The 15135-nt window shown below is 73.0% G+C and carries 13 protein-coding genes; 10 read left to right on the top strand and 3 right to left on the bottom strand.

All coding sequences use genetic code 11. From position 1 onward, the window contains the following. Positions 1-551: 551 nt before the first annotated feature. The 3 genes from ABZ873_RS09345 to ABZ873_RS09335 all read left to right on the top strand — a co-directional run bounded on the left by ABZ873_RS09345 (position 552) and on the right by ABZ873_RS09335 (position 3692). Entirely contained in the window at positions 552-1586 is a 1035-nt protein-coding gene (locus ABZ873_RS09345) for an alpha/beta hydrolase-fold protein (RefSeq protein WP_360867913.1), read from the top strand. Between the two features lie 235 nt (positions 1587-1821). After that, positions 1822-2904: an alpha/beta hydrolase-fold protein gene (locus ABZ873_RS09340; protein WP_360867671.1), complete on the top strand. Its 1083-nt coding sequence runs from the start codon at positions 1822-1824 to the stop codon at positions 2902-2904. Beyond that, positions 2901-3692 (top strand): trypsin-like peptidase domain-containing protein, encoded by a 792-nt coding sequence (locus tag ABZ873_RS09335; RefSeq protein ID WP_360867668.1) that lies wholly within the window; start codon positions 2901-2903, stop codon positions 3690-3692. The genes ABZ873_RS09340 and ABZ873_RS09335 overlap by 4 nt, the downstream gene beginning before the upstream one ends. An 80-nt stretch (positions 3693-3772) precedes the next feature. On the opposite strand, the gene ABZ873_RS09330 is transcribed toward ABZ873_RS09335, so the two are convergent. Both ABZ873_RS09330 and ABZ873_RS09325 read right to left on the bottom strand, forming a co-directional pair. Continuing rightward, positions 3773-4591, bottom strand: coding sequence for an isocitrate lyase/phosphoenolpyruvate mutase family protein (locus ABZ873_RS09330; RefSeq protein WP_360867665.1), 819 nt, complete (start codon positions 4589-4591; stop codon positions 3773-3775). Positions 4592-4690: 99 nt separating this feature from the next. Beyond that, positions 4691-5803: a threonine synthase gene (locus ABZ873_RS09325; protein WP_360867662.1), complete on the bottom strand. Its 1113-nt coding sequence runs from the start codon at positions 5801-5803 to the stop codon at positions 4691-4693. A gap of 195 nt (positions 5804-5998) precedes the next feature. Between ABZ873_RS09325 and ABZ873_RS09320 the strand changes: the two genes are divergently transcribed. From ABZ873_RS09320 to ABZ873_RS09290, 7 genes are all read left to right on the top strand, one after another. Further along, the gene (locus tag ABZ873_RS09320; RefSeq protein WP_360867659.1) at positions 5999-7570 is read left to right on the top strand and encodes a S8 family peptidase; all 1572 of its coding nucleotides are present in this window, start codon (positions 5999-6001) and stop codon (positions 7568-7570) included. A gap of 155 nt (positions 7571-7725) precedes the next feature. After that, positions 7726-8925, top strand: a complete 1200-nt coding sequence (locus ABZ873_RS09315; RefSeq protein ID WP_360867656.1) for a DUF4190 domain-containing protein — start codon at positions 7726-7728, stop codon at positions 8923-8925. A gap of 169 nt (positions 8926-9094) precedes the next feature. Continuing rightward, entirely contained in the window at positions 9095-9847 is a 753-nt protein-coding gene (locus ABZ873_RS09310; RefSeq protein ID WP_360867653.1) for a GntR family transcriptional regulator, read from the top strand. A 407-nt stretch (positions 9848-10254) separates the two neighbouring features. Continuing rightward, a complete protein-coding gene (locus ABZ873_RS09305) occupies positions 10255-10440 on the top strand; it encodes an SPOR domain-containing protein (protein ID WP_360867651.1) in 186 nt (61 codons plus the stop codon). 70 nt (positions 10441-10510) lie between these two features. Then, positions 10511-10921, top strand: coding sequence for a (deoxy)nucleoside triphosphate pyrophosphohydrolase (locus ABZ873_RS09300; protein ID WP_360867648.1), 411 nt, complete (start codon positions 10511-10513; stop codon positions 10919-10921). A 133-nt stretch (positions 10922-11054) separates the two neighbouring features. Then, positions 11055-11507, top strand: a complete 453-nt coding sequence (locus tag ABZ873_RS09295) for an ATP-binding protein (protein ID WP_360867645.1) — start codon at positions 11055-11057, stop codon at positions 11505-11507. Positions 11508-11768: 261 nt separating this feature from the next. Next, positions 11769-14339 (top strand): SpoIIE family protein phosphatase, encoded by a 2571-nt coding sequence (locus tag ABZ873_RS09290; protein WP_360867911.1) that lies wholly within the window; start codon positions 11769-11771, stop codon positions 14337-14339. A gap of 63 nt (positions 14340-14402) precedes the next feature. Here the strand turns inward: ABZ873_RS09290 and ABZ873_RS09285 are convergent, their stop codons facing one another. Beyond that, positions 14403-15122, bottom strand: coding sequence for a PspA/IM30 family protein (locus ABZ873_RS09285; protein WP_360867642.1), 720 nt, complete (start codon positions 15120-15122; stop codon positions 14403-14405). Positions 15123-15135: the final 13 nt, after the last annotated feature.

Genomic DNA, 15135 nt, shown 5'->3' with positions numbered 1-15135 from the left:
GCCCGCCGCGCGCCCGCCCCTGTCCACCCCGACCGCCCCCGGTCCGCTCCCGTACGCCCCCGCCCGCGACCTGCGCGGCAAGGTTTCCGTTCCGTTCTTTGCTCGAATTTGGAACTGTGCGGGCGAATTGCACATCAGGACTAGGGGATGCCCAGCCGTTCTGCCCTCGGGGGCAGTCAAGACCGTTCGGAGCGAAGTTCGTGCACCAGTACCCGCAGCGCCCGCGGCCTGATGACCAGCCGTCCTACGAGGAGTACCCGACCGCCCGGTACGAGCAGCCGCGCCAGCAGCCGTACGACCAGCCGCAGCAGCCGTACCAGCAGCCGCAGCAGCAGCCGTACCAGCAGCCGTACGAGCCCCCGCGCGGCCGCCCTCAGCCGTACGGCCAGCCCCACGAGCAGCAGCCGTACCACCAGCCCCACCCGCACCACGACAACGGCGGCAACCACGACAACGGCGGCAACGGCGACAGCGGCCGCACGCCCTACCGCTACAGCGAGGAGCAGCCGCCCCCCGCCGACCCCCCGCGCCCCCGCCGCCGTCGCATAGGCATAGCCGCCGTCCTCGCCCTCGCCCTCCTGCTCGGCGGTGGCGGCTTCGCCGCCTGGAAGCTCGACTGGTTCTCCGGCAACGGCGAAGCCGTCACCTTCGGCAAGAACCCGCCCCCGGCCGCCTCCAAGTCCGACGCCGGCAGCCCCACGCCCGAGGCCAAGCCCAGCGGGGACCCGGACGTGCTCATGCCCACCGGCCCGAAGTCCGACTTCAAGCAGACCACCAAGCTCGACGACGGCACGATCATCGCCAAGACCCGCCTCGCCGGTGCCAAGTCCGGCTTCGAGGGCGACGTATGGGTGTGGGCGCCCAAGGAGTACGACGACCCGAAGTACGCCAAGAGCGGCTTCCCGGTGCTCATCGCGCTCCCCGGCGGCAACGGCTTCCCCGCGAACTACTGGTCCGACCGCAGCCTCGGCCTCCAGAAGGCCGTCGCGGAGGGGGTCAAGGCGGGCACCAGCCTCCCGTACATCGTGATCATGCCGGTGCTCAACCCGGACAACAAGTACTACTACGACGGCTCCGACATCCCCGGCCAGGCCAAGATGGGCACCTGGATCGCCGAGGACGTGCCGGCCTTCACCAAGGCCAACTTCCGCACCTACAAGTCCCGTGACGGCTGGGCCTTCATGGGCTCCTCCTCCGGCGCCTTCGTCGGCATGAAGACCGTCCTCCAGTACCCGGACAAGTTCAAGGCCGTGATCGCCAGCGGCGGCGAGATCGTCCCGGACTCCCCGCTGTGGAAGGGGCACCAGGCGGAGATGGACGCGAACAACCCGGAGAAGCTGGCGAAGAAGCTGATCGAGACGAACGGCCCCGAGGTCTACATCAACTTCCAGGTCGGCACCAAGGAGAGCGGCAAGGACCGGATGCTGAAATTCCAGCAGCAGTACGGCAAGGGGCCGGTCAAGACCACCATCCGTGACATCCAGGACGGCGAGCACAACGGCTGGCACTACGTCCGGGGCATGAAGGAGGGCTCCCTGGAGTGGATCAGCAAGGTCCTCAAGGCGCCCAAGCCCGAGGGCAGCTGACCGGTCCGCCCGCGCCCGCCACGAACCCGCTGCCTGCCCGCCTGCACGGCCGCCCGCCCCGCCCGGAAGGCCCCCGCCCGAAAACCCCCTCGAACCTTCCGCGTGGTGCGCGACACGTCACCCTCGTCCCAGGCAACCCGTCGCCTCGTTGGTACCTCTGTAAAGGGTGTAAGGGGGGACCGATCGGTCCGGCCCGCGCCCCTGGGTGGGCGCCGGAGAAGGAACGGGAACAACCGTGCAGCATGACCAGCAAGGCGACGGCAGCCCCACGACCGAGGGCGGCCGTCGCCCCCACCGCCTGCGCCTGCTTCTGATCGGCGGCGGCATCGCGCTCGCCCTCGCCGGGGGCGGCGCCGCGTACAAACTCGGCCTCTTCTCCGACATAGGGGATCCGGTCTCCTTCGGCAAGGTCCAGGAGAAGACGGCGGTCGCCGCCTCCGAGGTCCTGCCGGAGGTGCTGATGCCGACCGGGCCGGCCGCCTCGTTCGTCCGGACCAGCCGGCTGCCCGACGGCACCCAGATCGGCAAGGCCACCCTGACCGGCAGGAAGTCCGGCTTCACGGGTGACGTGTGGGTGTGGGTGCCGAAGGAGTACGACGACCCGAAGTACGCCAAGAGCGGCTTCCCGGTCCTGATCTCCCTGCCCGGCGGCCGCGGCTACCCCACGAACTACTGGGGTACGGGCCCGGGGCTCGGGCTCCAGCAGGCGGTCGCCGACGGGGCCGCCTCGGGCAAGAGCCTGCCCTTCATCCTGATCATGCCGGTGACCAACGCGGACACCAAGCACCACTTCGACGGCTCCGACATCCCCGGCCAGCCCAGGATGGGCACCTGGATGGCCGATGACGTACCCGATTTCGCGAAGGCCAATTTCCGCACCTTCACCTCCCGCGACGGGTGGGCCTTCATGGGCTCCTCGGCGGGCGGTTTCAACGGCTTCAAGCAGCTCCTCAAGTACCCCGACCGCTTCAAGGCGGCCATCGCGAGCGGCACCGACATCGTCCCCGACTCCCCGCTGTGGAACGGGAACACGCAGGCCATGGACGCGAACAATCCCGAGAAGCTGGCCCGCAAGCTGATCGACACGGCCGGGCCCGAGGTCTACATCAACTTCCAGATCGGGACCAAGGAGAGCGGCCGCGAGCAGGCCGAGAAGTTCATGAAGGAGTACGGCAGGGGCCCCGTGCACACCTCGCTCCAGGTGATCCAGGATGGTGAGCACAACGGAAAGTCGTATGTGCGCGGCATGAGGGAGGGCTCCCTGGAGTGGATCAGCAAGGTGATGAAGGGACCGACACCCGATCCCGGCGTGCGATGAGCACGGTGGTGAAGGGGGCGTCGGCCGCTGCCGCCGCGGGGGTCGCGGTGATGTGCGCCGTGGCCTTCATGAAGGCGCCCGGCGAGCGGCCGGTGCTCCCCTTCCCCACCGTCGGCGTGCTGATGGCGGGCGGCGAGCACTGGTGCACGGCGAGCGTGGTCGACAGCCCGAAGGGCAATGTCGTCGCCACCGCCGCGCACTGCGTGGCGCCCGCCGGGGAGGACGGGGAGCCGGGCGAGGTGGCCCACGACGGGCTCGCCATCGGCGAGCTCTCCTTCGCCCCGGCCTTCTCGGGCGAGGGCGCGGGCACCCAGCCGCTCGGGGTGTGGAAGGTGCGGTCGATCCACGTCGACGACCGCTGGACGCGGTGGGGCGATGACACCGCCGACTTCGCCTTCCTCACCGTCGAGCCGGACGAGGACGGCCGCAGCCTCCAGGAGGCCGTGGGCGGCAGCGCGGAGGCCCCGAAGCCCGAGTGGACCTCCGGCTACGACCGGGACGTGACCGTCGTGGGCTACCCGCAGTCGGACCACAACCCGAAGAACAAGCCGGTCTCCTGCACCACGCAGACCCGTCACGACGAGGACGACCCCGACATGCTCTACATGAGCTGCGCGGGCTTCTGGACGGGCACCAGCGGCAGCCCCTGGATCGCGGACCGCGGCGGCCCGGACCCGGCCGGGCGGCTGATCGCCGTACTGAGCGGCGGGGACACGGACGTGGACTCCACGGCGGCACTGTTCGACGAGCGCGCGAAGGCGCTGTACGAGAGCGCCGCGCGCGGCTGAGCGCCCGGCCCGGCAGGACGCCCTGCCGGGCCGGGCCGTCCCCGGGCGGGGCGCCGCTCAGCCCTTGAGCAGGCCGCCGCTCAGCCCTTGAGCAGGCCGTTCAGCTCGCCGTACGGCAGGGAGCCCGCGAGGGAGTCGTAGGTGCCAGTGGCCGCCAGCTCCTCGGTGGCGCGGCGGACCACGGCGTACGCGGCCTCCGCCACCCACGAGCCGAGGCTCACCCGGGACACCCCGAGGGCGCCGAGCTCGGCCACGTTGGGGGCGTCGGGGCCCAGGAGGAGGTTGAGCGGGGCGTCGACGCCCTTGGCCAGCTCCGCGACGGTGCCGGGGTCGAGCACGCCGGGCACGAAGATGCCGGTGGCGCCCGCCCGGAGGTAGGCGGCGGCGCGGGCCAGGGTCTCCTCCAGGCGGGTGGCGGGGTCGCCGAGGCCCTTGAGGAAGGTGTCGACGCGGGCGTTGATGTAGAGCGGGACCCCGGCGGCGTCCGCCGCGGCGCGGGCCGCCGCGAGCCGCTCGATTTGCTCGGCGGGCTCCCGGGTGCCGTCCTCGATGTTGATCCCGACCGCGCCGGCGGCGATCACCCCGGCGACGGTCTCCCCGACGGCCTCCGCGTCGGCGCCGAAGCCGCCCTCGATGTCGGCGGTGACGGGTACGGACACGGCGGCGGCCACCCGGGCGACGAGGTCCAGCGCCCGGTCCCGGGCGAGGGCGTTCCCGTCGGGGGAGCCGAGGGACCAGGCGACACCGGCACTGGTCGTGGCGACGGCGGGGGCACCGGCGGCCTCGACGATACGGGCGCTGGCGACGTCCCAGGCGTTGGCGAGCGCGAGGGGGCCGGAGGGGGTGTGCAGGGCCGTGAACGCGGCGGCCTTGGCGGCGAGTTCGGAAGTCGAGGTCATGGGGCCAGTTGATCAGACGGGCGGCACCGGGTCTCGCGGTTTCGCGACATGCACCTGCACCTGCGCGGGCGCGGGCGCCGGCACCGGAAGCCCGCCCGCTCAGTCCACCGGCCCCGACTTCGCCCCCGCCCCGCACAGCGGCAGCACCGCCGTGCGCCCCTGGAGGGGGTCCTCCGGCGCGGTCGGGCCCACCGCGGCCCAGCAGGCGGCCGCCGTCGGCTCCACGAAGAGGCCGCGGCGGGCCAGGTCCCGCCGGGCCTCGCGCAGCCGGGAGTCCGGGACCGTCAGGAAGGTGCCCCCGGAGGCGCGGACCGCGGCCAGGATCTGCCGGGCGCGCGGCGGCGCCGGGATGGCGATGCCCTCGGCCAGCGTCGGCCGCTGCTCCACCGGCGGGGCCTCCTCCGCGCCCGCCGCGAACGCCTCCGCCAGCGGGGCCACCGCCTCCGACTGCACCGCGATCAGGGCCGGCGGCCGCACCCCCCGCCGCGCCAGTTCCCGTACGGCCAGGGCCGCGCCGAGCAGCAGGGTGCCGTTGCCGACCGGGACCACCAGCGCCTCCGGCAGCCGGCGGCCCATCTCCTCCCACACCTCGTACACGTACGTCTTGGTCCCGTGCAGGAAGTACGGGTTGAAGACATGGCTGGCGTAGAACACCCCCGGCGCGTCCGCCTCCGCGCGGGCCGCCTTCGCCGCCGCCTCCCGGCCGCCCGGCACCACCCGTACGACCGCCCCGTGCGCCCGCATCTGATCCGTCTTCTTCGCCGAGGTCCCCTCCGGTACGAACACCTCGCAGCGCAGCCCGGCCCGGGCGCAGTAGGCGGCCACCGAGGTCCCCGCGTTGCCGCTGCTGTCCGCGACCACCCGCTCCGGGGCCAGCCGCCGGGCCAGCTCCACGAGCATCACCGCGCCCCGGTCCTTGAACGACAGCGTCGGCATCAGGAAGTCCAGCTTGGCCTGGATCCGGTCCGTCAGCGGCACCAGCGGGGTGTGCCCCTCGGCCAGCGAGACGGAGAAGGCCCCCGGCAGCGGCAGCACGGGCCCGTAGCGCCACAGGGAGTTCGGCCCGGCGGACGGCTCCAGCGGCAGGTCCGGATCCGGCGTGAAATCGAGGTCCCAGGGGCCGCCGCAGAGGGGGCACCCCCACGGCGCGGTCCGCACATCCGCGCGTGTACCGTCCTCTGCACAGACGTAGCCGGGGGGTGCGTGAGTCATGTGTGAGCACCTTCGCTCGATCATGGCCGGTGTGTGGCACGGATGCTACGCGTCCGGTGTCCCCTCGTGGGTCGCGCCGAGGGACGGGTCAACCTTTCGGAGGCAGCAGCCTGTTGGTCCGTCTGCGTTGTCATGGCCACGATTCCACGCCAGCGTCGCACCCCCGCAGCGCAGCACTAGGAGGAACACCGTCACATGCCCGTGATGCGTCACACCCGCCGGAAGATCGCCGGCATCACCGCGACGGCCGTCGCGGCCCTCACGCTCGGTTCGGCCGCCGCGCTGCCCGCCTCGGCCGCCGACGCCGGCGCCCGGGGAGTGATCCAGAACGCCGGCGCGCCCGGGTCCGTCCCCAACAGCTACATCGTGACCCTCAAGGACTCCGCCGCGCGCTCCACCGCCACGAGCGGCAAGACCGTGGCGAAGCGGTACGGCGCCCAGATCGACCGGACCTACAGCGCGGCCCTGAACGGCTACGCGGTCAAGGTCTCCGAGGCGCAGGCCAGGAAGCTCGCCGCCGACCCGGCGGTGGCCTCCGTCGTGCAGAACCGGACCTTCACCGCCAGCGCCACGCAGCCGTCCCCACCCTCCTGGGGCCTGGACCGCGTCGACCAGCGCCCGCTGCCGCTGAACCAGAGCTACGGCTACCCGGACAAGGGGGGCGAGGGCGTCACCGCGTACGTCATCGACACCGGTGTCCGCATCAGCCACCAGGACTTCGGCGGGCGCGCCTCCTACGGCTACGACGCCATAGACAACGACTTCACCGCGCAGGACGGCCACGGCCACGGCACGCACGTCGCCGGCACCCTCGCGGGCACCTCGTACGGTGTGGCGAAGAAGTCGAAGATCGTCGCGGTCCGGGTCCTCGACAACCAGGGCAACGGCACGACCGCCCAGGTGGTCGCGGGCATCGACTGGGTGACCCGCAACGCCGTGAAGCCGGCCGTCGCGAACATGTCGCTCGGCGGCGGCGCCGACTCGGCGCTGGACGCGGCCGTCCGCAACTCCATAGCCTCCGGCATCACCTACGCGGTGGCCGCGGGCAACGAGTCGGCCAACGCCTCCACCAAGTCCCCGGCCCGGGTCACCGAGGCCATCACCGTCGGCGCGACCACGAACACCGACGCGCGGGCCGGCTACTCCAACTACGGCGCCGCCCTGGACCTGTTCGCCCCGGGCACCGCCATCACCTCCGCCTGGCACACCGGCGACTACGCCAGCAACACCATCAACGGCACCTCGATGGCCAGCCCGCACGTCGCGGGCGCGGCGGCCGTCTACCTCTCGCAGAACCCGGCCAGCACCCCGGCCCAGGTGGCCACGGCCCTGGTCGACTCGGCCACGCCGAACCTGGTGACCGGCGGCGGCGCCGGCTCCCCGAACCGCCTGCTGCACGTCACCGCGCTGGGCCCCGTCCCGCCGGGCAAGCGCTTCGAGAACACGACGGACTACGCGGTCCCCGACCACACGACCGTCGAGTCCCCGATCACCGTCAGCGGGGTCAATGGCAACGCGCCCACCACGCTGAAGGTCCCGGTCGACATCAAGCACCCGTACATCGGTGACCTGCGCGTGGACCTGGTGGCCCCGGACGGCTCGGTCTACCCGCTGCACAACCGGGCCAACGGCGAGGACGACAACATCATCCGGACCTTCACGGTCAACGCCGCCTCCGAGACGGCGAACGGCGTGTGGAAGCTCCGCGTGAACGATTACGCCACCGGCGACTCCGGGAAGATCGACGCCTGGGCCCTGCAGTTCTGACGGGCACGGACGGCGGGACCTGAGCGGTCCGCGGGCCGCGGCGGGGGCGACCGATACGGCGGTCGCCCCCGCTGCGTACTATTCGCGCATTCGTTCGCGCCCTCCGTGGTGCCGCCGCGATGTCCTCGACGCCCCCTGCGATGGAGTCCGATGCCGTGAGCACCCCTCCGAGCCCGCCTCCCGGAGGCGGGCACTCCTGGCCCCCGCCGTCCGCGCACCCCCCGCAGGGCGGATGGGGGCCGCAGCCCGGCTGGGGAGCGCCGGGAGCGGGCGCGCAGCCGCCGCCGCTGAACGGCTTCGCGCTCGCCTCGCTGCTCGTCGGGCTGCTCTGCTTCCCGCCGCTCGGCATCGTCTTCGGCATCGTGGCCCTCGTGCAGATATCCCGGAAGCGGGAGACGGGGCGGGCGCTGGCGATCGTCGGCCTGGTGGTGTCCGTGGCGACGACCGGGGTGCTGGTGGTCACCGCCGACCGGGCCGTGAGCGCGGTCGCCCGGGAGTTCCAGGACCTGGGCGAGCTGCCCGAGCTGGAGGTGGCGGGGGACCTCACGGACCTGGACGACCTGCGGGCGGGGGACTGCTTCAACGTCCCCGGCGGGGAGCTCTTCGACCAGCGGCCCCTCACGTACAAGGTCGACTGCTCCGAGGTGCACCACGGCGAGGTCACCGCCTCCCGGCCGGCCGTCGCCCCGGGCAGCCCCACGGGTGAGGGGGACCGGGCCGCCGAGGACGCCTGCTGGAAGGCGCAGGACGAGTACGCGATGGACACCTGGGCCCTGCCCGAGTACGCGGAGATGTTCTACTACGCGCCCGACGACGAGTCCTGGCGCGCGGGCGACCGGACGCTGCTCTGCGTGATCGGTACGGCGGAGGAGGAGTGGAGCGGGAGCCTGCGGCAGGACGCCGGGATGCTGAAACCGGAGCAGGCGGCCTTCCTCCGGGCGGCCAACGGCGTCGAGTTCGTCATGAGCCGCCCCCCGGACAAGGAGGTCCGCGACGCGCTGGCGGCGTACCAGGCGTGGGCGCGCGAGGTGAACGCCGCGCTCGGCGAGGAGGCCCGGGTGCTCCAGGAGCGGGCCGCCGGGGCGGAGCCGGGCAAGGCCGTGGACGCGCAGCTCAAGGCGGTGGAGGTGGCCCGCACGGAGTGGCAGGCGGCCGCGCGGGCGCGGACGGCGGCGGAGTTCGACCGGCAGTGGGACCGGGCCCTGGCCGCGCTGCCGGTGGGGACGGAGAAGGCGGTGCGCGAGGCGTACGGGCTGTCCACGCAGGTGCCGCCGTGGCTGGAGGAGCCGGGGACGGACGCGCCGGCGCCCTCGCACAAGCAGCCGGGGCGGGAGGCGGCGTCGGCCTCGGTGTGAGGCGGCCGGGGCTCGCGGGGGCATCGCCGCCGCGTCGCCTGCGTAACGCGCGGTAACGGGTTTGAGTGACCAGGCTTCATCACTTCGGGTGAAACTCTGGCCCTTGCTTGCGGTCTACAACCGTCGGTTGCCAGGGTGTAGCTGTCTGTCAACCTGATGGGAGTGGCCAGTGACTTTCGGTGAGCAGCCGGCCTATCTGCGCGTGGCCGGGGATCTTCGACGCCAGATCGTCGACGGTTCTCTGCCCCCGCACGCCCGGCTCCCCTCTCAGGCCCGCATCCGCGAGGAGTACGGGGTCTCCGACACCGTGGCCCTGGAGGCGCGCAAGGTCCTCATGGCGGAGGGGCTGGTCGAGGGCCGGTCCGGATCCGGTACGTATGTACGCGAGCAGCCGGTGCCGCGCCGGGTGGCTCGCTCCGGCTACCGCGCGGGCGGTGCCTCGACGCCCTTCCGGCAGGAGCAGGCGGACGCGGCGGCCCGGGGCACCTGGGAGTCGAACAGCGAGCAGACGCAGGCGCCGGCGGAGATCGCCAAGCGGCTCGGCATCGAGCCGGGCGAGCGCGTCATGCGCACGCGCTACGTCTTCCGCGACGCGGGGGAGGCGATGATGCTGTCGACCTCCTGGGAGCCCCTGGCCGTGACCGGCCGCACCCCCGTGATGCTCCCCGAGGAGGGGCCGCTGGGCGGCTCCGGGGTCGTCGACCGGATGGCCGCCATCGACGTCGTCGTCGACAACATGGTGGAGGAGGTCGGCGCGCGTCCCGGCCTCGCGGAGGAGATCCTGCTGCTCGGCGGGGTCCCCGGCCACGTGGTCCTGGTGATCGGCCGTACGTACTTCGCCTCGGGCCGCGCCGTGGAGACCGCCGACGTGGTCGTCCCCGCCGACCGCTACCGCCTCGCCTACCACCTTCCGGTGCGGTAGCCGACCGGCGGGTTTCGGCGCGATCGGGGAAGTCCCGGTCGTCCCGTTCCCTGCCCTTTTCGGGCTGTCCGGTGTCTTCGTCGTCCCGCCGTGCGGGCGTGCGGCGGCCGGATCCGCCCTGTCACCCGGGCCCGCAGCGCGCCCGGAGGATCGGTTCTCCCGAAAGCTACCTGCGGGTATGGCCCCGGCGCGCGAGCGCGGGGGGCGTACGGGGGCCGACTCGGTGGCCCGCGCGCGCCTGGTACGGACCGGCGCGCACGGCGCACTCGTACGCGTGGCCGGATGCGTACGCCTGCGAGGTACCTCTTCGTGAAAAACCGTATCCGCTCCGTAAAGGTCGGGCGTAAGCTCGGGCATATGCGCAATGCGGTTTCCCGGGCAGATACGTCGGCGGAGGGTGAAACGCGATGAACGACAGCGGTGCGCTGCTCCCGTGGCTGGTCATACGTCAGGACGACAACGGCAACCGCTACCGGGTGGGCCGGTACTCCACCCGGGCCGAGGCCCAGAAGGTCGCCGACAGCCTCGACGACCGCGGACACAAGCAGCTCTACTGGGTCGAGCGGATCGGTCAGACCGCCACGATGAACTGAGCCGGCGCGGTGCGCCGGGGCGCTCGCGGGTGCTTCACGGCGCCCCGCGGCGCTGGCATAGGCTCCCCCCATGACGGTACGCGTGGTCGTGGGCGGAGCCCTTTGTCGTGAGGGGCGCCTGCTGGCCGCCCGCCGCAGCGCGCCGCCGGAGCTCGCCGGCCGCTGGGAACTGCCGGGCGGCAAGGCCGAACCGGGTGAGACCGTCCCCGAGGCGCTGGTGCGCGAACTGCGCGAGGAGCTCGGCGTGGAGACCGAGCCGCTGGAGCGGATCCCGGGGGAGTGGCCGCTCAGGCCGGGGCTCGTCCTGCACGTATGGACCGCCCGGCTGCTCTCCGGCGAGCCCGCGCCGCTGGAGGACCACGACGAACTGCGCTGGCTCGGGCCGGAGGAACTGGACTCGGTGGACTGGCTCGACCAGGACCGTCCCGCCGTCGCGGAGGCCGGCCGCCGGCTGCGTGCCACGGGCGGCGGCGGAAGCTGAGCGGCGCCGACGGGCACTGACGGAGGATCGGGTGGTACGACATCCCGAATATCGGGTATGTCGCTATTAATCTGTTTCGTCCTCTCTCCTCGCCCCCGACGAACCGCAACTGGGGTCGCTGCCGGCCCGGGAAGTGATCGGCGTGATCGACACAGACGGCCAGCGCGCCGAGTGGGCCTTCCCCGCCGAACCCGGTTCCGTCCGTACCGCGCGCCACGCCGTCCGCGGCACCCTGCACGCCTGGGGCCTCGACTCCGTCGGCGATGTGACCGTCCTGCTGGTCAGCGAACTCGTCACCAACTCCCTGCGGTACGCCTCCGGCCCCATCGGAGTCCGCCTGGTACGGCTGGATCCGGCCGACGGCCACACCCCCGCCCACGCCCCCGGCCACCCCGCCGACGGCCCCGCGCTGCTGGTGGAGATCTCCGATCCGCTTCCGGATCCGCCCCGCGAGCGGGTCGCCCGGCCGGACGAGGAGGGGGGCCGCGGACTGCACCTGGTGGCCGCCTCCTCACGGCGCTGGGGAACCCGCCACGGGAAAACGGGGAAGACTGTGTGGTTCGAGTTGGCTCTTCCTGGTGAGTAACAAGAAGAGCGGTGGCGGGAGACCCCCCGCGGCGCCTCCCGGAAACGGCCGGGAAGGGGGCCGGGGGGAGATCGCGTGACATGGCTCGAAATCATCGAGACCGTGCTGTGATCGGGAACGCCGTGCCGTCCGGGGTCGTGGTGCTGAATACTGCCGTCATGGCCGGTCCGGTTGCGGTGAGCTGGAGGGGACGGTCGCGTGAGCGAAATACCTGCGCAGGTGCATCAGACCGGTGTGCCTCGGGAGTCATGGCACGACGCCCTGTGGCACAGCAGTCCGCCTGGCTCGATATATGACTACATCAAGGTCGCGTCCTTCTCGATCGGCCCCGACGGGTGCATCGACCAGTGGAGCCTGCGCGCCGAGGAACTGTTCGGCCTCACGGCCGCACAGGCCGTCGGCCGCGATCCGGTCGACGCCTTCATGCCGCCCGAGCTGCGCGCCGACGCCCACCGCCGGGTCGCCGAGATCCTCGACGGCAAGGAGTGGACCGGCCTGATCCCCTTCCGGATCCCCGGCGGCGACGGCGCCCACGGCGTGGCCGAGATCTATGTGATGCCCACCCTGACCGAGACCTCGGAGCGGGCCGCGCTCTGCGTCGTGGTCGACGTGCGCGCGCTGCGCCGCATCGAATCCGACCTGGCGGCCTCGCAAGCGATATTCGGCCAATCCCCTTTCGGGTTCCTGCTCTTCGGCACCGACCTCACCGTGCAGCGCGCCAACCGCCGCTTCGCCACCGTCTTCGGCGGTCCCGCCGAGACCCACCGGGGCCGCACCGTCCACGACTACCTGCCCGCCCACGAGGCCGACCGGATGGCCGAGGCCCTGCGCCGGGTCCTGGACACCGGGGACTCCGTCACCGACCTCAGGATCACCGGGGCCACCCCGCGCAGCCGCGAGAACCGCCACTGGTCCATCAACCTCTACCGCGTGCACGGCGGCAGCGGCCGCCCCATCGGCGTCGCCGGCATCGGCACCGATGTCACCCGCCGCCACCTCGCCGCCCGCGAGGCCGCCGGAGTACGCCGCAACCTCGCCCTCCTCAACGAGGCCGGGCACCGCATCGGCAACTCCCTCGACCTGGAGACCACCGCCCGCGAACTCCTCGACGTCACCGTCCCGGGCTTCTGCGACCTGGCCGCCGTCGACCTCTACCAGGCGCTGCTCCTCGGCGACGACGACAGCCCCGCCCGCCCGCAGGGCCCCGGCGTCCCCAGCCTGCCCGGCCAGGGCCCGGCCCGGACCCCCTCGGCCGCCCTGCGGCGGGTCGCGTTCGCCTCCGCCGTCTCCGACGCCCCGCTGTCCGGGCCCGGCGCGCTCGTCTCCGTCGGGGACATCCACCGCTACCCGGCGGCCTCCCCGGGCGCGCTCGCCCTGCGCACCGCCCGGCCCCGGCTGATCGAGGGCGGCGGGCCGGAGGACCTGGTGCAGTCCACTCTGGTCGTGCCGATGGTCGCCCACGACACGGTGGTCGGCCTCGCGCAGTTCTCCCGTACCAAGGGCAGCGAGCCCTTCGGGGAACGCGACCGGGCCGTGGCCGTCGAGCTCGCCGCCCGCGCCGCCGTCTGCATCGACAACGCGCGCCTGTACCGGCGCGAGCACGAGCGGGCGCTGATCCTCCAGCGCAGCCTGCTGCCCCCCGGCGACCCGGAGGCGGCCGGCCTGGACATCGCCTGCCGCTATCTGCCGGGCAACGCGGCCACCGAGGTCGGCGGGGACTGGTTCGACGTCATCGAACTGCCCGGCCACCGCACCGCGCTGGTCGTCGGCGACGTCATGGGCCGCGGTCTGCGCGCCGCCGTCGCCATGGGCGAACTGCGCACCGCCGTACGGACCCTGGCCCTGCTCGACCTCGAACCGGCCGAGGTGCTGTCCGCCCTGGACGAGATCGCCCGCGGCCTCGGTGCCCCCGGCGGCGCCCAGCAGGCGTCCCGCGCGGCCCTGCACTCGCGGGACGCCGACCGCTCCGAGGTCTACCTCGCCACCTGCGTGTACGCCGTCTACGACCCGGTGACCCGGCGCTGCACCATCGCCAACGCGGGCCACATGCCCCCGGTGCTGGTCTCGCCCACCCACGGCGACGGCTCCGGCGAGGACCGCGAGCCGATGCCCGCCCTGCTGCTGGAGGTACCCACCGGACTGCCCCTCGGCGTCGGCGGCGAGCCCTTCGAGGAGGTCGAGGTGGAACTCCCCGAGGGCGCCCTCCTCGCCCTCTACACCGACGGGCTCGTCGAATCCCGCGACCACCCGCTGGAGGAGGGCCTGCGCGGCCTGCGCGCCGCCCTCGCCGACCCGGTCCGCCCGCTGGAGGACGTCTGCGACCACGTGCTGAACACCCTCGACACCCGGCACGGCGAGGACGACATCGCCCTGCTCATGGCCCGGGTGCAGGGCCTGCCCGTGGACGCCGTCGGTGACTGGCAACTGCCGCGCGAGGCCCGCTCGGTGGGCCGCGCCCGCGAACTGGCCCGCACCAAACTGCCCGCCTGGGGTCTGGAGGGGCTGCTCGACACCACCGAACTGCTCGTCAGCGAGCTGGTCACCAACGCCCTGCGCTACGGCGAGGGCGAGATCCGGCTCCGGCTGCTGCTCGACCGCACCCTGGTGTGCGAGGTGTGGGACGCCAACCTGGTCCAGCCCCGCCGCCGCCGCGCCCGGGACACCGACGAGGGCGGCCGCGGCCTCCAGCTCGTCGGCCTGCTGTCGGCCGGCTGGGGCACCCGCCGCACCCACCGCGGCAAGACCGTCTGGTTCGAACTCCCGCTCCCGGGCGCGGCGGCCGAGGCCGTCGCCGAACTCTCCGCGGAGCAGCTGCTGAACCTGTACGGATGACCGCGCGCGGGGGACCGGCCCGGTCCCCCGCAGCCGCGCACCCGGCGTCCGCCGCTGCCGCTCCTACGCCTGCCCGCCGGATTTCAGCGCCGCCAGCCGGGACTCGATCTCCGCCGCCTTGCCCAGGTCCTCCAGGGACTCGAACTGCGCGTCCAGCGAGGACGCGGCCAGCTCCTGCTTGCCCAGGGCCATGGCCTCCTCCCGCCGCACCTTCTCCTCGAACCGGGCCAGGTCGCTCGTCGGGTCCATGACGTCGATGCTCTTCACCGCGTCCAGCATCCGGTTCTGCGCCTCCGCCGTCCGCGCCCGCGCCACCAGCTCGTCCCGCTTCGCCTGGAGCTCCGTCAGCTTGGTGCGCATCGAGTCCAGGCCCGCCGTCAGCTTGTCCACCACCGTCGTCTGCGCGGCGATCGTCGGCTCGGCCGTCTTCGCCTCCTTCTCCGACTGCAGCTGCCGGCCCAGCGCCACCTTCGCCAGGTTGTCGAAGCGGTCCGCCTCCGCCGCCGCCCCCGACTCCCGCAGCCCGTCCGCCTTCCGGCTCGCCGCCAGCGCCTTGGCACCCCATTCGGCCGCCGCGTCCACGTCCTCGCGGTGGTCCGCCTCCAGCAGCCGCAGGTTCCCGATGGTGGTCGCGACCGCCTGCTCCGCCTCCGAGATGTTGTTGGTGTAGTCCCGGATCAGCTGGTCCAGCATCTTCTGCGGGTCCTCCGCCTGGTCCAGCAGCGCGTTGATATTGGCCTTGGCCAGCTGGGTGACCCGGCCGAGGATGGTCTGCTTGCTCATGATCGGTCTCTCC

The sequence above is a fragment of the Streptomyces sp. NPDC047014 genome (genome assembly GCF_040644195.1).
Lineage (GTDB): Bacteria > Actinomycetota > Actinomycetes > Streptomycetales > Streptomycetaceae > Streptomyces.
Note: the sequence above shows the minus strand (reverse complement) of the source record. Positions and strands in the feature narration are given on the sequence as shown.

What these genes read in the sequence shown, in the direction of transcription:
- ABZ873_RS09335 (WP_360867668.1), top strand. Translation starts at nt 2,901, where the DNA reads ATGAGCACGGTGGTGAAGGGGGCGTCGGCCGCTGCCGCCGCGGGGGTC.
- ABZ873_RS09330 (WP_360867665.1), bottom strand. Translation starts at nt 4,591, where the DNA reads ATGACCTCGACTTCCGAACTCGCCGCCAAGGCCGCCGCGTTCACGGCC.
- ABZ873_RS09325 (WP_360867662.1), bottom strand. Translation starts at nt 5,803, where the DNA reads ATGACTCACGCACCCCCCGGCTACGTCTGTGCAGAGGACGGTACACGC.
- ABZ873_RS09320 (WP_360867659.1), top strand. Translation starts at nt 5,999, where the DNA reads ATGCCCGTGATGCGTCACACCCGCCGGAAGATCGCCGGCATCACCGCG.
- ABZ873_RS09305 (WP_360867651.1), top strand. Translation starts at nt 10,255, where the DNA reads ATGAACGACAGCGGTGCGCTGCTCCCGTGGCTGGTCATACGTCAGGAC.
- ABZ873_RS09300 (WP_360867648.1), top strand. Translation starts at nt 10,511, where the DNA reads ATGACGGTACGCGTGGTCGTGGGCGGAGCCCTTTGTCGTGAGGGGCGC.
- ABZ873_RS09285 (WP_360867642.1), bottom strand. Translation starts at nt 15,122, where the DNA reads ATGAGCAAGCAGACCATCCTCGGCCGGGTCACCCAGCTGGCCAAGGCC.